We start from the raw sequence: 24,796 nt of genomic DNA on the forward strand, positions 1-24,796 counted from the left end.
ACCCGTCCGCCAGCACTTCGAAAGTTACCGATCCGAAGATTCCGATTTCACGCCCCGAAGGCCACATGGCCGAATCCAGCACCTAAACGCTCACATGAGCGCCCAATCGAGCACTTGCGTTCAACTCTTGAACGCAAAAGGGGTGGCACTCAGTGCCACCCCTTCAGGCTGTGCAGCTATCCGTAACCTGCTCATCTGAGCAGTACCCCCCTCAAGGGTGGCGAGGATCACTCCCCCAGAAGGGCCGGATCTCAGCCGCCGGACGTGTCCAGCTCGGCGTCCTCGCTCACCCCGGAGCAGTCGTAGGGGTCCTTCAACCAGCCGTCCGGCAGGACAACTCGGTTGTTTCCGGACGTACGGCCCCGGGGGCCGTCCGCACCCACCGGCCACGGCTGGTCCAGGTCGAGCTCGCTCAACTGAGCGCGCAGCTCGTCCAGGGAGGAGGTGATGGCGAGCTTCTTGCGCATCTCGGAGCCGACCGCGAAGCCCTTCAGGTACCAGGCCACGTGCTTGCGGAAGTCGATGACACCGCGTGCCTCGTCGCCGAGCCACTCCCCGAGCAGCCGCGCGTGCCGCACCATCGCGTCCGCGACCACGCGCAGACCCGGCTGGGCGTACGTTCCGGTGCCCTCGAAGCCCGCCACCAGGTCCCCGAAGAGCCAGGGGCGGCCCAGGCAGCCGCGGCCCACGACGACGCCGTCGCAGCCCGTCTCCCGCATCATCCGCAGGGCGTCGTCGGCCGACCAGATGTCGCCGTTGCCGAGCACCGGGATCTCCGGCACGTGCTCCTTGAGCCGCGCGATCGCGTCCCAGTCGGCCGTGCCGCCGTAGTGCTGGGCGGCGGTCCTGCCGTGCAGGGCGATGGCGGTGACACCCTCCTCGACGGCGATCCGGCCCGCGTCGAGATAGGTGATGTGGTCGTCGTCGATGCCCTTGCGCATCTTCATCGTGACGGGCAGGTCGCCCGCGTTGCCCACGGCCTCGTTGAGGATCGCCCGCAGCAGCGGCCGCTTGTAGGGCAGGGCCGAGCCGCCGCCCTTCCGGGTCACCTTGGGGACCGGGCAGCCGAAGTTCAGGTCGATGTGGTCGGCCAGGTCCTCGTCGACGATCATCCGCACGGCCTTGCCGACCGTCACGGGATCCACGCCGTACAGCTGGATCGAGCGCGGCTGCTCCGTCTCGTCGAAGCGGATGAGCTGCATCGTCTTCTCGTTGCGCTCGACCAGGGCGCGCGTCGTGATCATCTCGCTCACGAACAGCCCCTTGCCGCCGCTGAACTCACGGCAGAGGGTACGGAAGGGGGCGTTGGTGATGCCGGCCATGGGGGCGAGCACCACCGGCGGCTGCACGATGTGCGGCCCGATGGCGAGAGGGGTGAACGCGGTCATTCGGCCATTGTCCCGCACTGCGGAGTTTCTTAGACAGCCATACGATCCGCACATGCCAGAGCTCACACGCGGCCACCGCCTCGTCGTCCTCGCGATCTGCTGCATGAGCCTGCTCATCGTCAGTCTGGACAACACCGCGCTGAACGTCGCCCTGCCCGCCATGCGCGAGGATCTCGGCGCCACCGTCGCCGGCATGCAGTGGACGATCGACGCCTACACCCTGGTCCTCGCCTCCCTGCTGATGCTCGCGGGCTCCACCGCCGACCGGATCGGCCGCCGCAAGGTCTTCGTCACCGGCCTGGCCGTCTTCGCTCTGGGCTCGCTGCTCTGCTCCCTGGCGCCGAACCTGGAGGCCCTGATCGCCTTCCGGGCGGTCCAGGCCGTGGGCGGCTCGATGCTGAACCCGGTCGCCATGTCGATCATCACCAACACCTTCACGGAACCGGCCGCACGCGCGCGTGCCATCGGGGTCTGGGGCGGGGTCGTCGGCGTCTCCATGGCCGCCGGGCCGCTGGTGGGCGGTGTGCTGGTCCAGTCGGTCGGCTGGCGGTCGATCTTCTGGGTGAACCTGCCGGTCGCCCTCGTCGCCCTGCTCCTGACCCTGCGGTACGTCCCCGAGTCCCGCGCGCCCCGGCCCCGGCGCCCCGACCCCGTCGGGCAGCTCCTGGTGACGGCGCTCCTCGCCTCGGTCACGTACGCGATCATCGAGACCGACCCGCTCTTCGCCGGGTTCGCGGCCGTCGCCCTCGCCGGCCTCCTGTTCTACGAGCCCCGCCGCCGCGAGCCCCTCATCGACCTGCGGTTCTTCCGCAGCGCGCCCTTCAGCGGGGCCACCGTCATCGCCGTCTGCGCGTTCGCCTCGCTCGGCGGCTTCCTCTTCCTGAACACGCTGTACCTCCAGGACGTGCGCGGGCTCTCCCCGCTCGACGCCGGGCTCTGGATGCTGCCGATGGCCGGCATGACCTTCGTCTTCGCCCCGCTGTCGGGACGCCTCACGGCGGCGCGCGGGCCGCGTCCCTCGCTGCTGCTCGCGGGGGCGGCGATGACGGCGGGGCCGCTGCTCTTCGCGGCCTTCTCCGCCGAGACCAGCGATCCGCTGCTCTTCACCGGGTACGTGGTCTTCGGCATCGGCTTCGGCCTGGTGAACGCCCCGATCACCAACACCGCCGTCTCCGGGATGCCCCGCGCGCAGGCCGGGGTGGCGGCCGCGGTGGCCTCGACGAGCCGCCAGGTGGGGCAGACGCTGGGCGTGGCGGTGATCGGCACGGTCCTGGCGGCGGGGGTCGGCGCCGTGCCGGACGCGGAGGCGTTCGTGGCGGCGGCCGGCCCGGGCTACTGGATCATCACGGGCTGCGGGTTCGCCGTGCTGGTGGTCGGGGCGCTGACCAGCGGACCGTGGGCGCGGCGCACGGCGGAGCGGACGGCGCGGTGCCTGGCGCCGGAGGAGGAGCGGGAGGGGCCTCAGGCCACGGCCAGGGCGTCCGCCTCGTGAGCCTCCCGCTCCTGGACCACCAGGTCGAGGAGGCGGGCGACGCCGGCCTGGGTGGCGTCGTCCACGGGGACGTACGTGACGAGGTGCGTCCCGGCGTTCGGGCCGAGCCAGAGGTTGGTGTGCTCGAAGCTCAGCAGCCCCACGCGCGCGTTGCGGATGACCTTCACCCGGCCGCCGGGGGCGACCACCTCGTGCCGGGCCCAGATCTCCCGGAACTCGGGCGAGGCCTCTTCGAGGCGCCGTACGAGCTCCTTCCAGGCGGGTTCGGCCAGGTGCTCGGCCATCGCGGCGCGGAGCTTCCCGGCGAGCGCGCGCGTGACCTCGGGCAGGTCGGTGACCGAGGCGCGGAAGTCCTCGTTCGTGAAGGCCAGCCAGAGGGAGTTGCGGTCCTCGCGGGGCAGCGCGTCGAGGTCGCAGAAGAGCCGGCCGAAGGTGCGGTTGTGGGCGAGGAAGTCGTACCGGCTGTTCTGGATCGCGGCGGGCACGGGCTCCAGCTGGTCGAGCAGCCGGCGCAGGGTGGGCGTGACGGCGGCGCAGGGCGCCTCGGGGTGCGGGTCGGCGGCCCCGGCGAGGGCGAAGAGGTGGCTGCGTTCGGTCGGGTCGAGCAGGAGGGCTCCGGCGAGGGCGTCGAGGACCTGCGGGGAGACCTGGATGTCGCGGGCCTGTTCGAGCCAGGTGTACCAGGTGACGCCGACGGCGGAGAGGTGCGCGACCTCCTCGCGGCGCAGGCCGGGGGTGCGGCGGCGCCGGCCCCTCGGCAGGCCGGCCTGCTCGGGGGTGATGCGCTCGCGGCGGCTGCGCAGGAAGGCGGCGAGCTCGTGCCGCCGTACGTCCTGCTCGGTGCGCGCCTCGGGTCCGCTGATCGCCATGACGGTCATGCCTCCAGGGTGCCGGGGCGGTCAGCCCGTTTCCAGGTAGTGCTTGTACCAGGATAAGAACACTCTGGTACCAGGCTGAGCGGGGGCGGAGGCTCGGTCCCGTGACTACGACCTCCGCTTCCGTCCGTACGGCGGCCCCGGCCGGCCGCCGGGCCCCCACGCTCGGCACCCTCGGCCTGTTCACCGTCCTGCTCGGGGCCGCGCTGCCCCTCATCGACTTCTTCATCGTCAACGTCGCCCTGCCGTCCATCGACCACGACCTGGCCGCGGGCCCGGCGCTCCTGGAGCTGGTGGTCGCCGGGTACGGCCTGTCGTACTCGGTGCTGCTCGTCCTCGGCGGGCGGCTCGGCGACCTCTTCGGCCGCCGGCGGCTCTTCCTCGTGGGCATGGCCGCCTTCGGACTGACCTCGCTCGCCTGCGGGCTCGCCCCGGACGCCTGGACCCTGGTCGCGGCCCGGGTGGCCCAGGGCGCCGCGGCGGCGCTGATGCTGCCGCAGGTGCTGGCGACCATCACCTCCTCGACCGAGGGGCCGCGCCGGGCGAGGGCGCTGAGCCTGTACGGGGCGACCGCCGGTCTCGCGATGGCGGGCGGACAGATCCTGGGCGGGGTGCTCGTGACCGCGGACATCGCGGGCTCCGGCTGGCGTGCGGTGTTCCTGGTGAACGTGCCGGTGGCGGTGGCGGGTCTCGCCCTCGCCCTGCGGACCGTGCCGGAGACCCGCTCGGAGCGGCCGGCGCCGGTGGACGTGCCGGGCACGCTGCTCCTGGCGCTCGCACTGCTCACCCTGCTGGCCCCGCTGACGGAGGGCCGGGCGGCGGGCTGGCCGCTGTGGACCTGGGTGTCGCTCGCGGTGTTCCCGTTCGCGGCCGGGGCCTTCTGGTGGGTGGAGCGGCGGGCGGACCGCCGGGGCGCGACCCCGCTGGTCCCGCCGAGCCTGCTGGCCCTGGTGCCGCTGCGGCGCGGGCTGGTGGTGGTGCTGCCGCTCTCGCTGGGCTTCAGCGGCTTCATGTTCGTGATCGCGGTGGCGCTCCAGCAGGGCCTGGCGATGGGCGCGGTGGCCTCGGGCCTGGCGCTGGTGCCGATGGCGCTGGCGTTCTTCGGGGCCTCGCTGGCGGGGCCGCGTCTCGTACGGCGCTGGGGCACCCGGGTCGTGCCGGTGGGGGCGCTGCTCCAGGGGCTCGGGATCGCCGCGATCGCCTGGTCGGTGGGGCACGACTGGCAGGGGCTGTCCGCCTGGGACCTGGTGCCGGGCATGGCGGTGGCGGGTCTCGGTCAGGGGCTCCAGCTGCCGGTGCTGTTCCGGGTGGTGCTCTCCGAGGTGCCGTCGGAGCGGGCGGGCGTGGGCAGCGGGGTCATGGTGACCACGCAGCAGTCGGCGCTGACGCTGGGCGTGGCGACGCTGGGCTCGCTGTTCCTGTCGCTGGCCGCCTCGCCGGCCGACATGGGCTCGGCGCTGCGGACGACGCTCCTCGTCCAGCTGGGTGTGGTGGCGCTGACGCTGCTGCTGAGCCTGCGCCTCCCCCGCACGGTGAAGTAGGACTCGAACAGAAGGATGGAGTGACAGATATTGAAATCTGTCATCGCACATGTCATGGTTGTTCCATGACGACCACATCGAAGAAGCCCGTCCCCACCCGTCGCCTCGGCACCACCGGCCCCGCCGTCTCCGCGCTCGGCCTCGGCTGCATGGGCATGTCCGCGCTGTACGGCGAGAGCGACCGCGCCGAGTCGGTCGCGACGATCCACGCCGCCCTGGACGCCGGCGTGACCCTGCTCGACACCGGCGACTTCTACGGCATGGGCCACAACGAGCTCCTCATCAACGAGGCGCTGCGGACCGCCCCCGCCGCCGCCCGCGAGCGGGCGCTGACCAGCGTGAAGTTCGGCGCCCTGCGCACGGTCGAGGGCGGCTTCACCGGTTACGACGGCCGCCCGGCCGCCGTGAAGAACTTCGCGGCGTACTCGCTCCAGCGCCTCGGCACCGACCACATCGACGTCTACCGGATCGCCCGCGTCGACCCGGACGTGCCGATCGAGGAGACCGTCGGCGCCATCGCCGAGCTGGTCGAGGCCGGGCACGTGCGGCACATCGGTCTGTCCGAGGTCGGCGCGGACACCCTGCGCCGGGCGGCGGCCGTGGCCCCGATCGCGGACCTCCAGATCGAGTACAGCCTGATCTCCCGGTCCATCGAGGAGAAGATCCTGCCGGCCGCCCGCGAACTGGGCATCGGCGTCACGGCGTACGGAGTCCTCTCCCGCGGCCTGATCAGCGGCCACTTCACCCGGGACCGGGAGCTGGGCCCCGGGGACTTCCGCGGGATGTCCCCGCGCTTCCAGGGCGAGAACCTCGGCCGGAACCTGGACCTGGTGGACCGGCTGCGCGCGGTCGCCGGGTCCAAGGGCGTCACGGTCGCCCAGACGGCGATCGCCTGGGTCCTGGCGCAGGGGCAGGACATCGTGCCCCTGGTCGGCGCCCGGCGCCGGGACCGGCTCACCGAGGCGCTCGGCGCCCTGGACGTCACGCTCGACGCCGCCGACCTGGCCGCGATCGAGGAGGCCGTCCCGGCGGGCGCGGCATCCGGCGACCGCTACCCGGCGGCGCAGATGGCCCACCTGGACAGCGAGCACTGACGGGTACTGTCGTTCCATGGCCGCCACCGAGACCCTGACCGCAGAGCGCATCCTCGAAGCCACCGAGGAGGTGCTGCGGCGCTACGGCCCGGCGAAGGCGACCGTGGTCGACGTGGCCCGGGTCCTCGGCGTCAGCCACGGCAGCGTCTACCGCCACTTCCGCACGAAGGCGGCGCTGCGCGAGGCGGTCACCGAGCGGTGGCTGGAGCGGACGATCGTCGCCCTCGTGCCGTACGTCGAGGCCGGGAGTCCGGCGGACGAGCGGCTGACCGGCTGGCTCACGGCCCTCTTCGGCCTGAAGCGGAAGAAGGCGGGCGGCGACCCGGAGCTGATGGCCACCTTCCAGGTGCTGATCGGCGAGAACAGCGCGGTGGTCGACCGGCACGAGGAGCACCTGGTCGAGCAGATCGCCCGCATCCTGGCGGACGGTCACCGCGAGGGCCTGTTCGCGGCGCCGGAGCGGGACTTCGCGACCACGGCCCGCGCGGTCTTCGACGCCACGGACCGCTTCCACAATCCGGCGCACGCCGCCGACTGGTCGGCCCCGGGTGCCGAGGAGGCGTTCACGGCGGTCGTCTCCCTGGTGCAGCGGGCACTGAAGGCCTGAAGCGCACCCTTTTGAAGATCATTTGGCTTGGAGTTTCCCCTTCCCTGTCCGGTGCATGACTAGCGTTCTCCCGCACCGCGACCGTAAGCAATCCCAGGGGGAACCATGTCCACACCCGCCAAGCCGGCCCGTTCAGGCGGTTCCTCCGCGATCGGGTGGGTCCTCACCATCGGCCTCAACGTCGTCGCGCCGATCCTCACGTACAACACGCTGACGGAGGACCACGGCTGGTCCGAGTTCTCCGCGCTGCTCCTGAGCGGCGCGTGGCCGGTTCTCGACACCGCGATCATGGTGGCCTGGCGCCGCAAGGTCGACGAGTTCGCGATGGTCACCCTGGTCTTCCTGGTGATCACGGCCGTGGTCTCGCTGGTCGGTCCGCACACCGCCCGCGCGCTCCTCGTCAAGGACTCGTCGGTGACGGGCCTGTTCGGTCTGCTCTGCCTGGGGACGCTGCTCGCGCCGCGCCCGCTGATGTTCTACTTCGGCCGCAAGTTCGCGACCGACGGCACCCCGGCCTCCACGGCCTGGTGGAACGGCATGTGGGAGTTCGAGGGCTTCCGCTCCACGATGCGCACGATGACGCTGGTCTGGGGCGTGGCGTACGTGACCGAGGCGCTGGTCCGCATCGCCCTCACGTACGTCCTCGACACCAGGACCATGGTCACGCTCAGCCCGATCATGATCTACGGCGTCCTCGGCGCCGTCGGCGTGTGGACGGCCTGGTTCGGCAAGCGCCGCGCGGCTGAGGGGGCCCGCCGCCAGGCCGAGGCGGTCGCCGCGGCGGCCTCCGGCGCCGCGACCGCCTGACGACACGGGAAAGCCCCCGGTCCCTTCCCGAGGGAAGGGACCGGGGGCTTTCCCGTACCCGCGGTCAGACGGTTCAGGCGCCGATGAGGCGGCTGGCCAGGTAGCCCTGGATCTGGTCGAGGGAGACGCGCTCCTGCTTCATGGTGTCGCGCTCGCGCACGGTCACGGCGTTGTCGTCGAGGGTGTCGAAGTCGACGGTGATGCAGAACGGGGTGCCGATCTCGTCCTGACGGCGGTAGCGGCGGCCGATGGCGCCGGCGTCGTCGAACTCGATGTTCCAGTTCTGGCGCAGGTCCGCCGCCAGGCCCTTGGCCTTCGGGGAGAGCTGCGGGTTGCGCGACAGCGGCAGGACGGCGGCCTTGACCGGGGCCAGGCGGTGGTCGAGGCGCAGCACCGTGCGCTTCTCCATGACGCCCTTGGCGTTGGGGGCCTCGTCCTCGATGTACGCGTCGAGGAGGAAGGCGAGCATGGTGCGGCCGACACCGGCCGCGGGCTCGATGACGTACGGCGTGTAGCGCTCGCCCGACTCCTGCTCCAGGAAGGAGAGGTTGGCGCCGGAGGCCTTGGAGTGCGCGCTCAGGTCGTAGTCGGTGCGGTTGGCGACGCCCTCCAGCTCGCCCCACTCGCTGCCGCCGAAGGAGAAGCGGTACTCGATGTCGGCGGTGCGCTTCGAGTAGTGGGAGAGCTTCTCCTGCGGGTGCTCGAACCAGCGCATGTTCTCCTCACGGAGACCCAGGCCGGTGTACCAGTTCCAGCGCTGCTCCATCCAGTACTCCTGCCACTGCTCGTCCTCGCCCGGCTTGACGAAGAACTCCATCTCCATCTGCTCGAACTCGCGCGTGCGGAAGATGAAGTTGCCCGGAGTGATCTCGTTCCGGAAGGACTTGCCCATCTGCGCGATACCGAACGGGGGCTTCTTGCGCGCGGTCGTCTGCACCTGGGCGAAGTTGGTGAAGATGCCCTGGGCGGTCTCGGGGCGCAGGTACGCGACGGAGCCGCTGTCCTGGGTCGGGCCGAGGTGCGTGGAGAGCAGGCCGGAGAAGTTCTTCGGCTCGGTGAAGGTGCCCTTGTTGCCGCAGTTGGGGCAGTTGAGGTCGGCGAGGCCGTTCTCGGGGAGACGGCCGTGCTTCTCCTCGTACGCCTCCTCCAGGTGGTCGGCGCGGAAGCGCTTGTGGCAGGAGGTGCACTCGGTCAGCGGGTCGGTGAAGGTGGCGACGTGGCCGGAGGCCTCCCAGACCTCGGTGGCCAGGATGACCGACGAGTCGATGCCGACGACGTCCTCGCGCGCGGTGACCATGTAACGCCACCACTGGCGCTTGATGTTCTCCTTGAGCTCGACGCCCAGGTGCCCGTAGTCCCAGGCGGCGCGCTGACCGCCGTAGATCTCACTGCAGGGGAAAACGAAGCCACGGCGCTTGCTCAGGCTGACGATGGTGTCGATCTTGTCGGCGGCCACGGTGCTCTCTTCATTACGACGACGAAGTGCGAATGCCTCAGGTTACCGGCGCGCACGCCCCCGGTATCAAATCGGTTCCGCGGCCGGGGCCCGCGAGGGCCGCGTGGGACGGACCACACGGAGGGCAATTGACAACCGTTTCCAGTTTTGTTGAAAATGAGTGTCATGAACGTACGTCGCCTCATACCGCGCACCGCCCTCGCCGGAGCCGTCGCGCTCGGGATCGTCTCCCTCTCCGCCTGCTCGGGAACGTCCGACGCCGCGGACAAGGGAAGCGACGGCAAGCTGGACGTGGTGGCGTCGTTCTACCCCATGCAGTACCTGGCCGAGCAGATAGGCGGCGACCACGTCGCCGTCGACACGCTCACCAAGCCCGGCGTCGAACCCCACGACCTGGAGCTCAAGCCGAAGCAGATCGGCGAGCTCGGCGAGGCCGACGTCATCCTCTACCTCAAGGGCGTCCAGCCCGCCGTCGACGAGGCCATCGCCCAGGCCGGCGTGAAGAACACCGTCGACGCCACCACCCTCACGAAGCTGGAAGAGCACGGCACCGAGGTCGGCCACGACCACGAGGGCGAGGAGGCCGGGCACGACCACGCGTCCGAGGCCGGCGCCGACCCCCACGTCTGGCTCGACCCCGTGAAGTACGCCGAGGTCGCCAAGGGCGTCGGCAGCGCCCTGCAGAAGGCGGACCCGGACCATGCCGCCGACTACGAGAAGAACACCACGGCCCTGGTGAAGAAGCTCGGCGACCTGGACACCGAGTTCGAGACGGGCCTGAAGAACACCGCCACCAAGACGTTCATCACCACCCACTCCGCCTTCGGCTACCTCGCCGAGCGCTACGGCCTGGAGCAGGAGGGCATCACCGGCATCGACCCCGAGTCCGAGCCGAGCCCCGCCCGCATCAAGGAACTCCAGGACATCGCGGCGAAGGACAAGGTCTCCACCGTCTTCTTCGAGACCCTCGCGAGCGACAGGACCGCGAAGACCCTCGCGGGCGACACCGGTCTGAGGACCGACGTGCTCGACCCGCTGGAGGGAATCACGGACAAGTCCAAGGGCGATGACTACCTCGCGGTCATGCGGTCGAACCTCGCCGCCCTGAAGACCGCGCTCGGCGCCAAGTAGGAGGTACACGTCGTGAGCGACGACCAGCCCGTCATCTCCGTCCGCGGAGCCACCGCGGCCCTCGGCGCGCGCCCCGTCCTCCGGGGCGTCGACCTCACCGTCCACCGCGGTGAGGTCGTCGCCCTGCTCGGCGCCAACGGCTCCGGCAAGTCCACCGCCGTCCGCGCGGTCATCGGCCAGGTCCCGCTGACCGGCGGCGCCATCGAGCTGTTCGGCACCGAGCGGAAGCGGTTCCGCGACTGGGCCCGCGTCGGCTACGTGCCGCAGCGCACCACCGCCGCCGCCGGCGTCCCCGCCACCATCCGCGAGGTCGTCTCCTCGGGCCGCCTCTCCCGCCGCAGGTTCGGCTGGACGACGAAGGCCGACCGGGCCGCCGTCGAGCGGGCCATCGACCTCGTCGGCCTCGCCGACCGCGCCAAGGACTCCGTCTCCGCGCTCTCCGGCGGCCAGCACCAGCGGGTCCTGATCGCCCGCGCGCTCGCCTCCGAACCCGAACTCCTGATCATGGACGAGCCGATGGCCGGCGTGGACCTCGCGAGCCAGGAGATCCTCGCCGCGACCCTCCGGGAGCAGGTCGCCGGCGGCACCTCCGTCCTCCTCGTCCTGCACGAGCTGGGCCCGCTGGAGCCCCTCATCGACCGCGCGGTCGTCCTGCGCGACGGCTGCGTCGTCCACGACGGGCCGCCGCCGGAGGCCGTCGGCCAGCACGCGCTGCCGGGCCACGACCACGTACATCCGCACGCGGCCGGCGAGCCGCTCCGCACGGGACTGCTGACCTGACCATGGACTTCCTCGAACCTGCCTTCATGCAGCGGTCGCTCCTCGCCGCCGTCCTCGTCGGCATCACCGCCCCCGCCGTCGGCATCTACCTCGTCCAGCGCCGCCAGGCCCTCATGGGCGACGGCATCGGCCACGTCGCCATGACCGGTGTCGGCCTCGGCTTCCTGCTGAACTCCAGCCCGGTCTGGATGGCGACCCTCGTCGCCGTCGTCGGCTCGGTCGCCATGGAGCTCATCCGCGCGTACGGCAAGACCCGCGGCGACATCGCGCTCGCGCTGCTCTTCTACGGCGGCATGGCGGGCGGCGTGATGCTGACCAGCCTCTCGAAGACCGGCTCCAACGCCAACCTCCAGTCGTACCTCTTCGGCTCGCTGTCCACGGTCTCCACCGAGGACGTCACGGCGATCAGCGTCCTCGCCGCCTTCGTCGTCCTCGTCACGGTCGGCCTGCGCAAGCAGCTCTTCGCCGTCAGCCAGGACGAGGAGTTCGCCCGGGTCACCGGCCTGCCGGTGCGCGCCCTGAACCTGCTGATCGCGGTCACCGCCGCCGTGACCGTCACGGTCGCCATGCGGGTCGTGGGCCTGCTCCTGGTCAGCGCGCTCATGGTGGTCCCGGTCGCGGCGGCCCAGCAGCTGTCGAAGTCCTTCCGCGCGACGTTCGTCCTCGCGGTGGCGACCGGCGTCACCGTCACCCTGGCCGGCACGGTCACCTCGTACTACCAGGACGTGCCGCCCGGCGCGACGATCGTCCTGTACGCGATCGGGATCTTCATCGTCCTGACCCTGCTCGCCACTCCGCTCGCCAAACGGCGGGCCAGGGCCGCGGAAGCGGCCACGCGGGACTGCGACGCGCAGGTTCCGGCCACCCGGCGTCCGACGGACGACGTGAAGATCTGATCCGCGGCAGATCCCGGGGGCACGGGGGGCTGGCAGAATGGCGGGGGCAGACAAGCATCCAAGGAGGCCCCCGTGGCGACGGCAGGACCCCCCGTACGCGGCCGCTCGACCAAGCAGCGGGCCGCGGTGTCGGCGGCACTGAGCGAGGTGGACGAGTTCCGCAGCGCCCAGGAGCTGCACGACATGCTCAAGCACCGCGGCGACTCCGTCGGCCTCACCACCGTCTACCGCACGCTCCAGTCCCTCGCGGACGCGGGCGAGGTCGACGCACTGCGCACCAGCGACGGCGAGACGGTCTACCGCCGCTGCTCGACCGGCGACCACCACCACCATCTGGTCTGCCGCGTCTGCGGCAAGGCCGTGGAGGTGGAGGGCCCCATGGTGGAGCAGTGGGCCGAGACCATCGCGTCGGAGCACGGCTTCGTGAACGTGGCGCACACGGTCGAGATCTTCGGCACGTGCGCGGAGTGCGCCGGGAAGTGACCTGACATACGAGGGGCCCGCACCGGATCATTCGGTGCGGGCCCCTCGTGCGTCTCAGGCCCGGCTGGTGTTCCGGTCCAGGATCGCCCGCAGCCGGTCCTCGTCGGCCGGACCGGCGAGCCCCCGCTTGGGCAGGTACGCGAAGCCGGTGCCGGAGCTGCGGTCCGTGAAGAGCACGAAGAGCCGGGGCGTCTCCGCGTACCGGGTCAGCAGCGCCCACCGGATCGACATGTCGGTGTCCCGGGAGATCCACCGCCCGCCGTCCTCGTCCACGACCGCCCGGGCCTCGCCCTGGGACCCGATCAGCCGGAAGAGGCTCCGGGCGGTGGCCCACGGCACCAGCTCGGCGCAGGTCACGGCCACCGCGCCGAGGAACACGAGCTTGACGGTCACCCGGACGTCGCCCTGCCACAGGGCCGCGGCGCCGACCAGGAAGGCCAGCGCGCAGACACCGCGGGTGGCCCACCGGAACGACGGCCACCAGCGGGTCGACCGCAGCCGGACCCGTACCGCCTCCTTCACCTCGGCGAACTCGGCCGAGTAGACGAGCTCCAGCCGCTCCCCCACCGCCGGCTCAGCCCTTTTCGAGGACGGCGAGGTCGGCCGGGTCGACGCCGCCGAAGCGGCGGTCGCGCTGGGCGAACTCGACACAGGCCCGCCACAGGTCACGGCGGTCGAAGTCGGGCCACAGCACGTCCTGGAAGACCATCTCGGCGTACGCGCTCTGCCAGATCAGGTAGTTGGAGGTGCGCTGCTCGCCGCTGGGCCGCAGGAACAGGTCCACGTCCGGCATGTCCGGGTAGTAGAGGTACTTCTGGATGGTCTTCTCGGTGATCTTCGACGGGTCGAGCCGGCCGGCCTTCACGTCCTCGGCCAGCGCCTGCGCCGCGTCCGTGAGTTCGGCGCGACCGCCGTAGTTCATGCAGAAGTAGAGCGTGAGCTTCGTGTTGTCCTTGGTCTGCTCCTGCGCGACCTGGAGCTCCTTGGCCACGGACTTCCACAGCTTGGGCATCCGGCCGACCCAGCGCACCCGGACGCCGAGCGAGTCGAGCTGGTCGCGGGACTTGCGGATGAAGTCACGGTTGAAGTTCATGAGGAAGCGCACCTCCTCGGGCGAGCGCTTCCAGTTCTCGGTGGAGAAGGCGTACAGCGAGATCGACCCCACGCCCATCTCGATCGCGCCCTGGAGCACGTCGAGCACCTGCTCGGCGCCGACCTTGTGGCCCTCGGTGCGCGGCAGCCCGCGCTCCTTGGCCCAGCGGCCGTTGCCGTCCATGACGATCGCGACGTGCTCCGGCACCAGCTCCGACTGGAGCTTCGGCGGGCGGGCACCGGACGGGTGCGGCTCGGGGGCGCTGTACTCCCGACGCTGGCGCCCGAGGAGTCGTGCGATGGCCATGAGTGGTCTCTCCTAGCTTTTCTCTACGTACCGCAGGGAGCGCAGTCCGCGCTCCAGGTGCCAGTGCAGATAGGCGGACACGAGCCCGCTGCCCTCCCGGACGTGACGCGGCTCGCACGCGTCCGCCGTCGCCCAGTCGCCGGTGAGCAGCGCGCTGAGCAGGCCGATGGCCTCCGCAGAGGGTACGACGCTTCCGGGCACGCGGCAGTCGCCGCATATGACCCCGCCCGCCGCGACCGAAAAGAACCGGTTCGGCCCGTCGAGTCCGCATCTCGCGCAGTCCTCGAAGCTCGGCGCGTAGCCGTTCACGGCGAGGGACCGGAGGAGGAAGGCGTCCAGGATGAGGTGCGGCGCGTGCTCACCCCGCGCGAGCGTCCGCAGGCCCCCCACGAGCAGCAGGTACTGCTGCACGGCGGGCTCGCCCTCGTGGTCGGTGAACCGCTCGGCCGTCTCCAGCATGGCCGTGCCGGCGGTGTACCGGGCGTAGTCGGTGACGATCCCGCCGCCGTACGCGGCGATGGTCTCGCTCTGCGTGCAGAGCGGCAGGCCGCGTCCGACCAGCTCACTCCCCCGGGCGAAGAACTGCACGTCCACGTGCGAGAAGGGTTCGAGGCGCGCCCCGAACTTCGACTTCGTCCGGCGTACGCCGCGCGCGACGGCGCGCACGCGGCCGTGACCGCGCGTGAGGATCGTGATGATGCGGTCCGCTTCACCCAGCTTCTGGGTGCGCAGCACGATGCCGTCGTCGCGGAACAGACTCATGGGCCCATTCTCGCGTACGGCGACGGCGGACAGGACGCGTGGCCCCGGAGAGACGCAGGTCACATCCACCCGTGTCACAGGGGCCCGGGCTGCCTCGTCTCAGGGGTTGTAGCCAGCCGATGACGCACCCCCGAGGAGCACCCCATGGACGCCCGACTCGACCTCTTCGCCAGCCCCACCGCCGGCAAGGCCTTCAAGCACCTGATGGCGGCGGGCAAGGCGATCAAGGAGTCGACGGTGCCGGCCGCGACCCAGGAGCTGGTCGCGCTGCGCGTGAGCCAGATCAACGGCTGCGCCGTCTGCATCGACATGCACACCAAGGAGGCGGCCCACGCCGGCGAGACCCCGGTGCGACTGAACCTGGTGGTGGCCTGGCGGGAGGCCACGGTCTTCACCGAGGCCGAGCGGGCCGCCCTGGAGCTCGCCGAGGAGGGCACCCGGATCGCCGACGCGGCCGGCGGGGTCAGCGACGAGGTGTGGGAGCGCGCCGCCCTCCACTACGACGAGGACCAGCTCGCCGCCCTCGTCCTCCACATCGGAGTCATGAACCTGGCGAACCGGCTGAACGCCATCACCCGGCAGCCGGCGGGCGACTACGAGGTCGGCCGGTTCCACTGAGGGACACCCTCCTGGATGATCATGAAGCGTCCGCGTCGCGCGGACGTACGGGAACGGGGAGAGGAAGTCGTCATGAGCAAGGTCGAGGAGTTCGAGGAACTGCGCCCGCTGCTGTTCTCGATCGCCTACCGGATCCTCGGCAGCGTCGGCGAGGCCGAGGACGCCGTCCAGGAGACCTGGCTGCGCTTCGACGGCTCCTCGACCCGGCCCGACTCGACCAAGGCCTTCCTGTCGGCCACGGTCACCCGCCTCTCGATCGACGTCCTCCGCTCCGCGCGGGTCCGGCGCGAGGAGTACGTCGGCCCCTGGTTCCCCGAGCCCCTCCTCAGCGATCCGTACGAGGACCCGGCACGCGCGGCGGAGCTGGCCGACTCGGTCTCCATGGCCTCACTGCTCCTCCTCGAACGCCTCAGCCCCCTGGAACGCGCGGTCTTCCTCCTCCGGGATGTCTTCGCCTTCGACTTCCAGGACATCGCCCAGGCGGTGGGCCGTTCGGAAGCGGCCTGCCGGCAGCTGCTCGTACGGGCCCGGCGCCACATGCACGACGGACGCCCCCGGTTCACGGCCGACCGCGAGGAACGGCGGGAACTGGCCACCCGGTTCTTCGACGCCCTCCAGAACGGCGACGTCGTCGGACTCCAGGACCTCCTGGCCGCCGACGTCCAGCTCGTCGGCGACGGCGGCGGCAAGGCCCCGAACCTCGCCCGGATCATCGCCGGCGCGGACAAGGTGGCCCGACTCCTCGGCACCGCCTTCCCCGTGCTCACCGAGCTCGACGTCACCTGCGAACCGCGCGAGGTCAACGGCCAGCCCGGCGCGCTCTACCGCGACCGCGACGGCCGGATCCTCCAGGCCATCGTCCTCGACGTCCTCGACGGCCAGGTCCAGACGATCCGCGCGGTCCTCAACCCCGACAAGCTCGGCCACCTCGGGCCGGTCGCCGACGCCTGGGCCATCACCCGCGAGGTCCAGCAGGTCCGCCGCCGCGCCCGCTGACCCGGCCCCTGGGCGTCGTCACGGCACCTCGCCGCGGCTGCGCGCGTTCACGTGCGCCGTGGCCGCGCTCAGCCGCTCGGCCGAGGTCGCCTCCCGCACCCCGTCGGGCTCCACGTCCCACTCGCGCCCGCCTCCGAGCGGGCGCACCTGCACGTAGGGCCCCTCGTGCCCCATGACCCTTCCGACACGTCCGGTCAGGATCTCGACGACGTACGACCCGATGGGCAGCGTCACGAACGACTCTCCTCCCTCGGCAGTACGGCGGCGGCGAGGAGCCGGGCCGTTTCCACCGTGCAGCATCCCAATTCCACGAGCGGCCGCGGGGGCTCCGCGGCGAGCGTCACGACGTCGAGCCCGAGCGAGGGGAGCGTGATTCCCGCCCTCGCCAGGGCATCGCGCAATTCCGCCACTGCCTCTTGAGCGGTTCCGAGTGCGCCCGTGGTCGTCTTCATGATGTCTTCCTTCACCAACGTATGCCTTTCTGAATCCATTTCCTGCTTCGCCTCTCCAGGGTGGGGGCGGATACGTAGAATCGGCAGATGCGCAGGTCGTACAACTGACGCGTAGGGTCGGGGAGTTAAGTCATGGCCAAGAGCCAGCAGCAGGACGCGTGGGAGTTCTTCAGCGATCTCCTGAAGGAACGGCGGGAGACGGCGGGGCTCACACAGAGCGAGCTGGGCAGACGGGTGTTCGTATCCGGGGCGTACATCGGCCTGTTCGAGCAGGGAATTCGAAAGCCGCAACGGGATGTGGCGGTGCGAATCGACGAGGTCCTACAAACCGGCGGTATTTTCGAACGCACGTGGCGCAACCTCATCAACAAGTCACCGTACGCCTCTTATTTCAGCGAGGTGGCGGAGCTGGAGGCGGTGGCGACGAAGATCTGCGAGTTCGCGCCGACGGTGGTGCCGGGGTTGCTGCAGACGGCGGAGTACGCGCGGGCGGTGACGGTGGCGATGCACCCGTTCGCCGCAGAGGAGTTCATCGAGGAGAAGGTCACCGCCAGGACGGACCGAGCCCGCATCCTCAAGGACGCGACAAGGCCCGAGTACTGGGTGATCCTCCACGAGAACGCGGTACGCACGCCGGTGGGCGGCCCGGGCGTGATGGCCAGACAGCTCGACCCCATCACAGCCCTGATCCGGGAGCGGTCGTGCTCCCGCGGACCGTGGGTGCGCACGCCTCCATGAACGGAACACTCAAGCTGATGGAGTTCGAGGACCAGCTCCCAACGGCCTATACAGAGACGTCGTTTTCGGGGACTCTCCTCGATGATCCGGCGGTGGTGAAGCGAGCGCAGCGCGCCTACGATCTGCTCAGGGTCGCCACGCTGTCGCCGGAGGCGTCCCTGGCCCTGATCGAATCGGCGGCGGAGGACTACAGACGATGCGCCAGTACGACCTGAACAACGCCCACTGGTTCAAGAGCTCCTACAGCAACGGCGACGGCGGCGATTGCGTCGAGGTCGCGTACGGCTTCACCGGCGTCGTCCCCGTCCGGGACAGCAAGGTCGCCGACGGGCCCGTCCTCGTCGTGCCCGCCGCCGCCTGGTCCGCGTTCGTGGCCGGGATCACGGGCTGACGGAGGGACGGGTCGGCGCGGAGCGCCTCGACGCCGGCGGTGCCCGGCTCGATGCCCGGGTAGCCGGGGGTGATCACCTTCAGCCCGCGCTGCTCGTAGCGGGCGAAGCGACATGACCGAACCGCCGCCGTTCTCTGCCCGGACGCTTCGGACGTCATCCCTTCCGCGCGGTGCGCCAGGCCCTCGGGGCGCTGCCATACGCGCGGGCGGAGGCGCGGGAGAAGGCCGCCTCGGAGGCGTACCCCACCGCCCTGCCGATCGCGCCGATCCCGTCGGACGTCGTCGGCGAACCGGTCGGCCGCGCGGGCGAGGCGCAGCCGGGTCAGGTGGCGGGCCGGCGGCTCGCCGACGAGCCGGACGAAGCGTGCGCAGAAGGCCGCCCGGGACAGCGAGGCGAGGCCCGCCAGCTCCGCCACGGACCACGGCCGCTCGGGTTGCCGGTGGATGGCCCGTACGGCGGGCCCGAGCGGCTGGTCGAGCGCGGCGGTCAGCCAGCCCGCCTCGCGCGGGCCGTCGGGGGCGGACCAGGTCCGCAGGGCGAGGATGAACAGCAGGTCCAGGACCTTGGACACCATCGCCTTCGAGCCGGCGCCGGGGACGGCGAGTTCGGCCGCCAGGGTCTGCGCGCAGAGCGGAGGCCACTCCCGTCCGGGCTCGGAGCCCCGGATGACGACGGCCGGCGGCAGCACCGCGAGCAGGGGTGCGGCCTCCTGCTCCTCGACGAGGAAGGCGCCGCTCATCCAGGCCCCGCCCGCGACCGCCCGGAGCCGGTGCTCGGCCCCCGTCGCGAGGAGCACCAGGTCGCCCTGGCCAAGACCGGCGCCCTCTCCCCCGGTGACCGCCAGTTCGACCGGGCCCCGTTCGACGATGTGCAGCACCCTTCCGCCGGCCGGGTGGCGGACCTCTCCCCCGTCGCCGGGGCGGACCGTGGTCAGCTCTCCGCCGCGCAGATGGATCAGTTCGAGGACGTCGGAGAGGGCGTCGACGGTCTCGTCGAGCGGAACGGCATGGTTTCCGGGCGCGCCAGTCACTCTTCTTTGCCTCAGGTCCGGCTTCGGTCCTGTGGACCGTACCTCCGCGAGGGGTTCAACCGGGCCCGCCCGGCCCCTACGATCGGCGCCATGTCGATCATCCCGTCCACGCCTGTCGTCCAGGGCTCCAGGAAGACGTCGCTCCGGCTCGACGGCGACGCCGTGCTCCTGAGCACTCCGCACGAGGAGGCCCGCATCCCGTTGGCGGCGATCGAGGGGATCCGGCCGGAGGGCCGGTCGATCACCGTCGAGCTGACGGCACCCGCGGGGACCACGCGGTACGCGCACCGGATCGGCGGGGTGAGCGAGGCGGGGGCCGCCCTGTTCGCCGCGACCGTGAACGCCGCCCTGCCCGGGACGCCCGGGCGGGACACCGCGGCGGACGGGACCGCCCTCGTCGAGACGCGCGCCCTCCCGCTGAGCCGGCGGACGAGGAAGCTGCGCCGCATCGGCTGGCTGTCGGCCGGCGGTCTCGGTGTGATCGTCCTCGCGTGCGTGGCCGTCGGCGTCGCCGGGGACCCGGCCACCATGATCGCCCTCGTACCGGGAGGTCTCGTCGTGACGGCGGCCCTCGCCGTCGGCGCGAACGCGCTGGCCAACTGGTACCGCGAGTGGCGGCTGGTCCGGCACGGCATCACGGCCTTCGCCGCCGAGGCCCCGGAGCGGCCGGGGATGTACCTGTACACGGACCCGGCGGGCCGGATCCGCCACGTGTTCACCTGGGCGGGCGGCATCGCCGTCAAGGTCAGCTACGACCCGGCCGACCCCGGGAACGTCGTCCTTCCCCGGGCCGCCCTGTTCCGGCGCGCGGAGCTCGCCCTGGGACTGTTCCTCGCCTTCGTCGCCCTCCTCGGATTCGCCGGCCTGATCGCGCTGGCCGTCATCGCGATCACCGACCCCGGGGCGATCTCCGGAGCGGCCTAGCGAGACTTATGGAAGTCATAAGTTCGCCTTATGAGCCCATAGACCGGGGGCGGGTACCACTCCGCGCGAGGAGTTATTTAGGGTGGCCTAAGTGTCGGCGGCTCCGCCGCCACGTCGCTTGCGAAGGGAAACCCCGTCATGCCCCGCCCCCTCCGGGTCGCGATCGTCGGCGCCGGCCCCGCCGGGATCTACGCCGCCGATGCGCTGCTGAAGTCCGAGGCCGCCGCCGAGCCGGGCGTGTCGATCGACCTCTTCGAGCGGATGCCCGCGCCCTTCGGCCTCATCCGCTACGGCGTCGCCCCCGACCACCCGCGCATCAAGGGCATCATCACCGCCCTCCACCAGGTCCTCGACAAGCCGCAGGTCCGCCTCTTCGGCAACGTCGACTACGGCACCGACGTGCACCTCGACGACCTGCGCGCCTTCTACGACGCGGTGATCTTCTCGACCGGCGCCATGGCCGACCGCGAGCTGAAGATCCCCGGCGTGGAGCTGGACGGCTCCCTCGGCGCCGCCGACTTCGCGTCCTGGTACGACGGCCACCCGGACGTCCCGCGCACCTGGGACCTGTCGGCCGAGAAGGTCGCCGTCCTCGGCGTCGGCAACGTCGCCCTCGACATCGCGCGCATCCTCGCCAAGACGGCGGACGAGCTGCTGCCGACCGAGATCCCGGCCAACGTGTACGACGGCCTCAAGGCGAACAAGGCCGTGGAGATCCACGTCTTCGGCCGCCGCGGCCCCGCGCAGGCGAAGTTCAGCCCGATGGAGCTGCGCGAGCTCGACCACTCGCCGAACATCGAGGTCATCGTCAACCCCGAGGACATCGACTACGACGAGGGCTCGATCGCCGAGCGCCGCAAGAACAAGCAGACCGACATGGTCGCGAAGACCCTGGAGAACTGGGCGATCCGCGACGTCGGCGACCGCCCGCACAAGCTCTTCCTGCACTTCTTCGAGTCGCCCGTCGAGATCCTCGGCGAGGACGGCAAGGTCGTCGGCCTCCGTACCGAGCGCACCGAGCTCGACGGCACGGGCAACGTCAAGGGCACCGGCGCCACCACCGACTGGGACGTCCAGGCCGTGTACCGCGCCGTCGGCTACCTCTCGGACGAGCTGCCCAAGCTGCCCTGGGACGTCGTGTCCGGCACCGTCCCGGACGCGGGCGGCCGTGTCATCGAGGAGACCGGCGAGCACCTGGCCTCCACCTACTGCACCGGCTGGATCCGGCGCGGCCCGGTCGGCCTCATCGGCCACACCAAGGGCGACGCCAACGAGACCGTGGCGAACCTCCTGGACGACTTCGCGAACGGGCGCCTGCTCACGCCGGCCACCCCGGAGACGGACGCGGTCGTGGCCTTCCTGGAGGGCAAGGGCGTCACGTACACGACGTGGGAGGGCTGGTACGCCCTCGACGCCGCCGAGAAGGCGCTCGGCGAGCCGCAGGGCCGCGAGCGCGTGAAGATCGTCGAGCGCGAGGACATGCTGCGCGCGAGCGGCGCGATCGACTAGCCGGTCGCGGGGCCCTCGCCCCCTCCCGGTCCTACGCTGGAAGGACCCGGAAGAGGTGAGGGCCATGTCCGCACCCACGATCGACGGGATCGCGCAGGCGCGGGACGCCGCGGCACGGGAGTCCTGGGCCGAGGCGTACGGGCTGCTGCGCGCCCACGACGCCCACCCCTCGCGCGCGCTGACCGCCGACGACCTGACCGTCCTGGCCGACGCGGCCTGGTGGTCGGGCCACGTGGACGAGTCCGTGACCGCCCGGCTGCGGGCCCACGCGGCCTATGTGGCGAGCGGCGACCACCGGGGCGCCGGGCTCGCCTCCTGGTGGCTCTCGTACGAGTACGAGGGCCTCGGGCGGCCCGCGGCGGCGTCCGGCTGGCTGCACCGGGCCCACCACCACCTGGACGGCCGGCCCCCCTGCCCCGAGCAGTGCTTCCTCGCCTGGACCGACGCGGAGGAGGCCGTGGCCCGCGGCGACCGTGCGGCGGCCCTCGCCGCCGCACGGCGCATGACCCGGCTCGCCGTCCGCTCCGGCAGCCCGGACCTGCTGGCCCTGAGCCGCCAGGCCGAGGCCTCGGTCCTCCTCGCCGACGGCCGCCGCGCCGAGGCCCTCGCCCTCCTCGACGACGCGATGTGCGCGGTCACGGCCGGCGAACTCAGCGGCGTGTTCACGGGCTGGCTGTACTGCCTGGCGCTGACCCAGTGCATGCGGGCCGCCGACTTCGGCCGAGCCGTGGAATGGACGAACGCGGCGATGGAGTGGTGCGCGCCGCCGTGGACGGGCCGCCCGGCGGACGCCGGGCCGAGCCCCGTCACGGCCGACGCCCCGATGACCGTGCCCTCCGGCGAGAACCCCTTCCGAGGACCCTGCCGGGCGCACCGCGTCCAGGTGCTCGACCTCCTCGGATCATGGGCGCTCGCGGAGGCGGAGGCACGGCAGGCGTGCCGGGAGGTGCCGGTGGACTGCCTGGAGTCGGCGGCCGCCGCGTACTACGCCGCCGGGGACGTCCAGCGGCGCCAGGGCCGCCTGGAGGAGGCCGCCGCCTCGTACGCGCACGCCCATGAACTCGGCCGCATCCCGCAGCCCGGCCTCGCGCTGCTGCGGCTCGCGCAGGGCCGGACCGACGCGGCGGTGGCGGGCGTCGACCTGGCGCTCGCCTGCCAGGGCGACGCCCGCCACGACGTCCTCGGCAGGGCCCGGCTGCTCGCCGCCCGCACCGAGGTCGCCCTCGCGGTCCGGGACGTGCCGGGGGCGGCGGGGGCGGCGGCCGAGCTGGAGGTGCTCGCCGGGGACGTGCCGCTGCTCCGGGCGATGGCGGACTCGGCGCGGGGCGCGGTGGCCCTGGCGGAGGCCCGGCCGGAACCCGCGCTGCGGCTGCTGCGCCGGGCGCTCGCCGGATGGCTGGGGCTGCGGGTGCCGTACGAGGCGGCGCAGGTGCGGATGCTGCTCGCGGCGGCCGACCGGGCGGTGGGCGACGAGGAGGCGGCCCGGCTGGAGCTGCACGCGGCGCGGGCCGTGTTCGAGCGGCTCGGGGCGGTGCCGGACGCACGGCGGGCGGCGGCGCTGCTGACCGGCGGATCGCGGCGGCGGCTGCCGGGCGGGCTGACGGCCCGGGAGGCGGAGGTGCTGCGCCTCGTCGCCTCGGGCGGGACGAACCGGGAGATCGCGCGAACGCTGGTGATCAGCGAGCACACGGTGGCGCGGCACCTGAACAACATCTTCGCGAAGCTGGGCGTCGGCTCGCGGGCGGCGGCGACGGCCTACGCCTACGCCCACGACCTGACCTGACGCCCGCGCCCGCCGTCGGGGGCGGCTTCCGCGCCCTGACTGTGGGCGGCTTCCGCGCCTGACCCGCACCGGCAGGTGCGCCGCCCCGGTGGTGCGGGTCCGGGCCCGGAACGCGGATGCGCCGCTGAGCGCGCCGTCCCGTGTGCCCACCCCTCCCGCCCCGCGGGACGCCTGCCCACACGGGGGCCTGGGTCGAACCGCCCATGCGGGGTCCCCGCACATGGGCCGTTCCGGCGATGCGCGCCCCGGGCGCCGGGGGATACACCGGACGCATGACCACCACCACCCACCCCCTGGACACCCTCCGCGGTGCCGTGCGCGGCACCGTCGTGACCCGTGGCGACCCGTCGTACGACGCGTCCCGGCGGGTCTACAACGCCCTGCACGACCGCCACCCGGCCGTCGTCGTCCACGCCGTGGACGTCGGCGACGTGATCGCGGCGGTGCGCCACGCCCGGGAGCACGCGCTCCCGCTGGCCGTGCGCGGCGGCTCGCACTCGGTCGCCGGCTTCGGCACCGTCGACGACGGCCTGGTCGTCGACCTGTCCCGGATGCGCGGCGTCCGGGTCGACCCGGAGGCCCGTACGGCGCGGGCCGAGGGCGGCGCTACCTGGGGCGACTTCAACCACGCCACCCACGCCTTCGGGCTCGCCACCACCGGCGGGGTGGTCTCCACGACGGGCGTCGGCGGGCTGACGCTCGGCGGCGGCATGGGCCACCTGGCCCGGCGCTGCGGTCTGAGCTGCGACAACCTGGTCGCGGCGGACGTGGTGACCGCCGAGGGCACGCTCGTCTCCTGCGACGCCGAGCGGAACCCGGACCTGTTCTGGGCGCTGCGCGGCGGCGGCGGGAACTTCGGTGTCGTCACCTCGCTCGCGTACCGGCTGCACCCGGTCGACGTGATCTTCGGCGGGATCACCTGCTACCCCCTCGACGGGGACGTCGCCCGTGCCTGGAGGGAGCTGAACGCCGCCGCGCCGGTCGAGCTGAACGTGATCCTCGTCGTGGCGCTGGGCCCGGAGGAGCCGTTCCTGCCGGAGCGCTGGCACGGTCGCCCGATCTGCGCCGCGTTCACCTGCTACAGCGGCCCGGCGGAGGAGGACGAGAGGGTCCTGGCCGGTCTGGACGGTCTCGGGCCGGTCGTCGGCCGGTTCATGGACCGGATGCCGTACCCGGTGATCAACACACTGTTCGACGAGCAGCTGCCGCCCGGGCTCCACCACTACTGGAAGGGCAACTTCAGCCGCGAGCTGTCGGACGGAGCGATCGCGGTCCACGTGGAGTTCGGTGCGACGATGCCGTCGATGGAGTCGGACACGGCGATCTTCCCGATCGACGGGGCCTGTCACGACGTGGGCCCGGAGGAGACCGCGTTCGCCTACCGGGACGCCGTCTTCTCGCACTCGTTCGGCGGGACGTGGACCGACCCGGCGGACTCGGAGCGGAACATCGCCTGGACCCGTGCCTACGACGCGGCGCTGCGGCCGCACACCCAGGAGGGCGGGTACGTGAACTTCATGGACACCGACGACCAGGACCGGGTGCGGGTGAACTACCGCCAGAACTACGACCGGCTGCGCGCGGTGAAGCGCCGGTACGACCCGGACAACGTGTTCCGGCTGAACCAGAACATCGTCCCGTGA

At 72.0% G+C, this 24,796-nt stretch carries 24 protein-coding genes and 2 pseudogenes; 17 read left to right on the plus strand and 9 right to left on the minus strand.

The features are described 5' to 3' along the window. Positions 1-251 precede the first annotated feature (251 nt). Complete coding sequence (gene dusB, locus ACN9MM_RS12985; protein ID WP_426363771.1) at positions 252-1,388, minus strand: tRNA dihydrouridine synthase DusB; 1,137 nt, start codon at positions 1,386-1,388, stop codon at positions 252-254. Between the two features lie 52 nt (positions 1,389-1,440). Between dusB and ACN9MM_RS12990 the strand changes: the two genes are divergently transcribed. Continuing rightward, positions 1,441-2,880, plus strand: coding sequence for an MFS transporter (locus ACN9MM_RS12990; protein ID WP_426363772.1), 1,440 nt, complete (start codon positions 1,441-1,443; stop codon positions 2,878-2,880). Here ACN9MM_RS12990 and ACN9MM_RS12995 read toward each other — a convergent pair. Beyond that, positions 2,850-3,758 (minus strand): helix-turn-helix domain-containing protein, encoded by a 909-nt coding sequence (locus ACN9MM_RS12995; protein WP_426363773.1) that lies wholly within the window; start codon positions 3,756-3,758, stop codon positions 2,850-2,852. The genes ACN9MM_RS12990 and ACN9MM_RS12995 overlap by 31 nt on opposite strands. 101 nt (positions 3,759-3,859) lie before the next feature. Between ACN9MM_RS12995 and ACN9MM_RS13000 the strand changes: the two genes are divergently transcribed. The 4 genes from ACN9MM_RS13000 (at position 3,860) to ACN9MM_RS13015 (ending at position 7,804) form a co-directional block, all read left to right on the plus strand. Beyond that, positions 3,860-5,296, plus strand: a complete 1,437-nt coding sequence (locus ACN9MM_RS13000) for an MFS transporter (RefSeq protein WP_426363774.1) — start codon at positions 3,860-3,862, stop codon at positions 5,294-5,296. A gap of 65 nt (positions 5,297-5,361) precedes the next feature. Continuing rightward, on the plus strand, positions 5,362-6,390 hold the full coding sequence (locus tag ACN9MM_RS13005) for an aldo/keto reductase (protein WP_426363775.1): 1,029 nt from the start codon (positions 5,362-5,364) through the stop codon (positions 6,388-6,390). 16 nt (positions 6,391-6,406) lie between these two features. Further along, on the plus strand, positions 6,407-6,997 hold the full coding sequence (locus ACN9MM_RS13010) for a TetR family transcriptional regulator (protein WP_426363776.1): 591 nt from the start codon (positions 6,407-6,409) through the stop codon (positions 6,995-6,997). Between the two features lie 105 nt (positions 6,998-7,102). Next, positions 7,103-7,804: a VC0807 family protein gene (locus ACN9MM_RS13015; RefSeq protein WP_426363777.1), complete on the plus strand. Its 702-nt coding sequence runs from the start codon at positions 7,103-7,105 to the stop codon at positions 7,802-7,804. Positions 7,805-7,877: 73 nt separating this feature from the next. Here the strand turns inward: ACN9MM_RS13015 and ACN9MM_RS13020 are convergent, their stop codons facing one another. After that, positions 7,878-9,260 (minus strand): glycine--tRNA ligase, encoded by a 1,383-nt coding sequence (locus tag ACN9MM_RS13020; protein WP_426363778.1) that lies wholly within the window; start codon positions 9,258-9,260, stop codon positions 7,878-7,880. A 165-nt stretch (positions 9,261-9,425) separates the two neighbouring features. Here ACN9MM_RS13020 and ACN9MM_RS13025 point away from each other — a divergent pair, with 165 nt between their 5' ends. The 4 genes from ACN9MM_RS13025 (at position 9,426) to ACN9MM_RS13040 (ending at position 12,550) form a co-directional block, all read left to right on the plus strand. After that, positions 9,426-10,391, plus strand: coding sequence for a metal ABC transporter substrate-binding protein (locus tag ACN9MM_RS13025; RefSeq protein ID WP_426363779.1), 966 nt, complete (start codon positions 9,426-9,428; stop codon positions 10,389-10,391). Positions 10,392-10,403: 12 nt separating this feature from the next. Next, complete coding sequence (locus tag ACN9MM_RS13030; RefSeq protein ID WP_426363780.1) at positions 10,404-11,171, plus strand: metal ABC transporter ATP-binding protein; 768 nt, start codon at positions 10,404-10,406, stop codon at positions 11,169-11,171. Positions 11,172-11,173: 2 nt separating this feature from the next. Continuing rightward, positions 11,174-12,067 (plus strand): metal ABC transporter permease, encoded by an 894-nt coding sequence (locus tag ACN9MM_RS13035; protein ID WP_426363781.1) that lies wholly within the window; start codon positions 11,174-11,176, stop codon positions 12,065-12,067. A gap of 72 nt (positions 12,068-12,139) precedes the next feature. Further along, positions 12,140-12,550, plus strand: coding sequence for a Fur family transcriptional regulator (locus ACN9MM_RS13040; RefSeq protein ID WP_382856207.1), 411 nt, complete (start codon positions 12,140-12,142; stop codon positions 12,548-12,550). A 54-nt stretch (positions 12,551-12,604) separates the two neighbouring features. On the opposite strand, the gene ACN9MM_RS13045 is transcribed toward ACN9MM_RS13040, so the two are convergent. From ACN9MM_RS13045 to recO, 3 genes are read right to left on the minus strand one after another with little or no spacing between them, the layout of a single operon-like run. Then, complete coding sequence (locus ACN9MM_RS13045) at positions 12,605-13,117, minus strand: YcxB family protein (protein WP_426363782.1); 513 nt, start codon at positions 13,115-13,117, stop codon at positions 12,605-12,607. Between the two features lie 7 nt (positions 13,118-13,124). Next, on the minus strand, positions 13,125-13,949 hold the full coding sequence (locus ACN9MM_RS13050) for an isoprenyl transferase (protein WP_426363783.1): 825 nt from the start codon (positions 13,947-13,949) through the stop codon (positions 13,125-13,127). Between the two features lie 12 nt (positions 13,950-13,961). Next, positions 13,962-14,711: a DNA repair protein RecO gene (gene recO, locus ACN9MM_RS13055; RefSeq protein ID WP_426363784.1), complete on the minus strand. Its 750-nt coding sequence runs from the start codon at positions 14,709-14,711 to the stop codon at positions 13,962-13,964. Positions 14,712-14,855: 144 nt separating this feature from the next. Here recO and ACN9MM_RS13060 point away from each other — a divergent pair, with 144 nt between their 5' ends. Both ACN9MM_RS13060 and ACN9MM_RS13065 read left to right on the plus strand, forming a co-directional pair. Further along, positions 14,856-15,329 carry a carboxymuconolactone decarboxylase family protein gene (locus ACN9MM_RS13060; RefSeq protein WP_426363785.1) on the plus strand — a complete coding sequence of 158 codons (474 nt, stop codon included), beginning with the start codon at positions 14,856-14,858 and terminating at the stop codon, positions 15,327-15,329. A 72-nt stretch (positions 15,330-15,401) separates the two neighbouring features. Then, entirely contained in the window at positions 15,402-16,325 is a 924-nt protein-coding gene (locus ACN9MM_RS13065) for an RNA polymerase sigma-70 factor (protein WP_426363786.1), read from the plus strand. An 18-nt stretch (positions 16,326-16,343) separates the two neighbouring features. Here the strand turns inward: ACN9MM_RS13065 and ACN9MM_RS13070 are convergent, their stop codons facing one another. Both ACN9MM_RS13070 and ACN9MM_RS13075 read right to left on the minus strand, forming a co-directional pair. Beyond that, positions 16,344-16,559 (minus strand): hypothetical protein, encoded by a 216-nt coding sequence (locus ACN9MM_RS13070; protein ID WP_382856193.1) that lies wholly within the window; start codon positions 16,557-16,559, stop codon positions 16,344-16,346. Next, complete coding sequence (locus tag ACN9MM_RS13075) at positions 16,556-16,777, minus strand: hypothetical protein (RefSeq protein WP_426363787.1); 222 nt, start codon at positions 16,775-16,777, stop codon at positions 16,556-16,558. Before ACN9MM_RS13075 ends, ACN9MM_RS13070 begins: the two co-directional genes overlap by 4 nt. A 132-nt stretch (positions 16,778-16,909) precedes the next feature. Here ACN9MM_RS13075 and ACN9MM_RS13080 point away from each other — a divergent pair. Beyond that, positions 16,910-17,730, plus strand: a pseudogene (locus ACN9MM_RS13080) (helix-turn-helix domain-containing protein). After that, a complete protein-coding gene (locus ACN9MM_RS13085; RefSeq protein ID WP_426363788.1) occupies positions 17,712-17,906 on the plus strand; it encodes a DUF397 domain-containing protein in 195 nt (64 codons plus the stop codon). Before ACN9MM_RS13080 ends, ACN9MM_RS13085 begins: the two are co-directional and overlap by 19 nt. A 533-nt stretch (positions 17,907-18,439) precedes the next feature. Here the strand turns inward: ACN9MM_RS13085 and ACN9MM_RS13090 are convergent. Beyond that, positions 18,440-19,120: pseudogene (locus ACN9MM_RS13090) on the minus strand (cupin domain-containing protein); the annotation flags it as partial. Here ACN9MM_RS13090 and ACN9MM_RS13095 point away from each other — a divergent pair. The 4 genes from ACN9MM_RS13095 (at position 19,028) to ACN9MM_RS13110 (ending at position 24,796) form a co-directional block, all read left to right on the plus strand. Further along, complete coding sequence (locus tag ACN9MM_RS13095; RefSeq protein ID WP_426368964.1) at positions 19,028-19,861, plus strand: hypothetical protein; 834 nt, start codon at positions 19,028-19,030, stop codon at positions 19,859-19,861. The pseudogene ACN9MM_RS13090 and the gene ACN9MM_RS13095 sit on opposite strands and share 93 nt — an antisense overlap. Before the next feature lie 138 nt (positions 19,862-19,999). Next, a complete protein-coding gene (locus ACN9MM_RS13100) occupies positions 20,000-21,370 on the plus strand; it encodes an FAD-dependent oxidoreductase (protein ID WP_426363789.1) in 1,371 nt (456 codons plus the stop codon). A 64-nt stretch (positions 21,371-21,434) separates the two neighbouring features. After that, positions 21,435-23,153, plus strand: coding sequence for a LuxR C-terminal-related transcriptional regulator (locus tag ACN9MM_RS13105; RefSeq protein ID WP_426363790.1), 1,719 nt, complete (start codon positions 21,435-21,437; stop codon positions 23,151-23,153). Positions 23,154-23,425: 272 nt separating this feature from the next. After that, a complete protein-coding gene (locus ACN9MM_RS13110; RefSeq protein WP_426363791.1) occupies positions 23,426-24,796 on the plus strand; it encodes an FAD-binding oxidoreductase in 1,371 nt (456 codons plus the stop codon).

It is taken from the genome of Streptomyces sp. E-08, from assembly GCF_049913095.1.
GTDB lineage: Bacteria > Actinomycetota > Actinomycetes > Streptomycetales > Streptomycetaceae > Streptomyces.

What these genes read in the sequence shown, in the direction of transcription:
- ACN9MM_RS13110 (WP_426363791.1), top strand. Translation starts at nt 23,426, where the DNA reads ATGACCACCACCACCCACCCCCTGGACACCCTCCGCGGTGCCGTGCGC.
- ACN9MM_RS13010 (WP_426363776.1), top strand. Translation starts at nt 6,407, where the DNA reads ATGGCCGCCACCGAGACCCTGACCGCAGAGCGCATCCTCGAAGCCACC.
- ACN9MM_RS12990 (WP_426363772.1), top strand. Translation starts at nt 1,441, where the DNA reads ATGCCAGAGCTCACACGCGGCCACCGCCTCGTCGTCCTCGCGATCTGC.
- ACN9MM_RS13065 (WP_426363786.1), top strand. Translation starts at nt 15,402, where the DNA reads ATGAGCAAGGTCGAGGAGTTCGAGGAACTGCGCCCGCTGCTGTTCTCG.
- ACN9MM_RS13105 (WP_426363790.1), top strand. Translation starts at nt 21,435, where the DNA reads ATGTCCGCACCCACGATCGACGGGATCGCGCAGGCGCGGGACGCCGCG.
- ACN9MM_RS13085 (WP_426363788.1), top strand. Translation starts at nt 17,712, where the DNA reads ATGCGCCAGTACGACCTGAACAACGCCCACTGGTTCAAGAGCTCCTAC.
- ACN9MM_RS13100 (WP_426363789.1), top strand. Translation starts at nt 20,000, where the DNA reads ATGCCCCGCCCCCTCCGGGTCGCGATCGTCGGCGCCGGCCCCGCCGGG.
- recO (WP_426363784.1), bottom strand. Translation starts at nt 14,711, where the DNA reads ATGAGTCTGTTCCGCGACGACGGCATCGTGCTGCGCACCCAGAAGCTG.
- ACN9MM_RS12995 (WP_426363773.1), bottom strand. Translation starts at nt 3,758, where the DNA reads ATGACCGTCATGGCGATCAGCGGACCCGAGGCGCGCACCGAGCAGGAC.
- ACN9MM_RS13060 (WP_426363785.1), top strand. Translation starts at nt 14,856, where the DNA reads ATGGACGCCCGACTCGACCTCTTCGCCAGCCCCACCGCCGGCAAGGCC.
- ACN9MM_RS13075 (WP_426363787.1), bottom strand. Translation starts at nt 16,777, where the DNA reads ATGAAGACGACCACGGGCGCACTCGGAACCGCTCAAGAGGCAGTGGCG.
- ACN9MM_RS13050 (WP_426363783.1), bottom strand. Translation starts at nt 13,949, where the DNA reads ATGGCCATCGCACGACTCCTCGGGCGCCAGCGTCGGGAGTACAGCGCC.
- ACN9MM_RS13005 (WP_426363775.1), top strand. Translation starts at nt 5,362, where the DNA reads ATGACGACCACATCGAAGAAGCCCGTCCCCACCCGTCGCCTCGGCACC.
- dusB (WP_426363771.1), bottom strand. Translation starts at nt 1,388, where the DNA reads ATGACCGCGTTCACCCCTCTCGCCATCGGGCCGCACATCGTGCAGCCG.
- ACN9MM_RS13095 (WP_426368964.1), top strand. Translation starts at nt 19,028, where the DNA reads ATGTCGATCATCCCGTCCACGCCTGTCGTCCAGGGCTCCAGGAAGACG.
- ACN9MM_RS13025 (WP_426363779.1), top strand. Translation starts at nt 9,426, where the DNA reads ATGAACGTACGTCGCCTCATACCGCGCACCGCCCTCGCCGGAGCCGTC.
- ACN9MM_RS13015 (WP_426363777.1), top strand. Translation starts at nt 7,103, where the DNA reads ATGTCCACACCCGCCAAGCCGGCCCGTTCAGGCGGTTCCTCCGCGATC.
- ACN9MM_RS13035 (WP_426363781.1), top strand. Translation starts at nt 11,174, where the DNA reads ATGGACTTCCTCGAACCTGCCTTCATGCAGCGGTCGCTCCTCGCCGCC.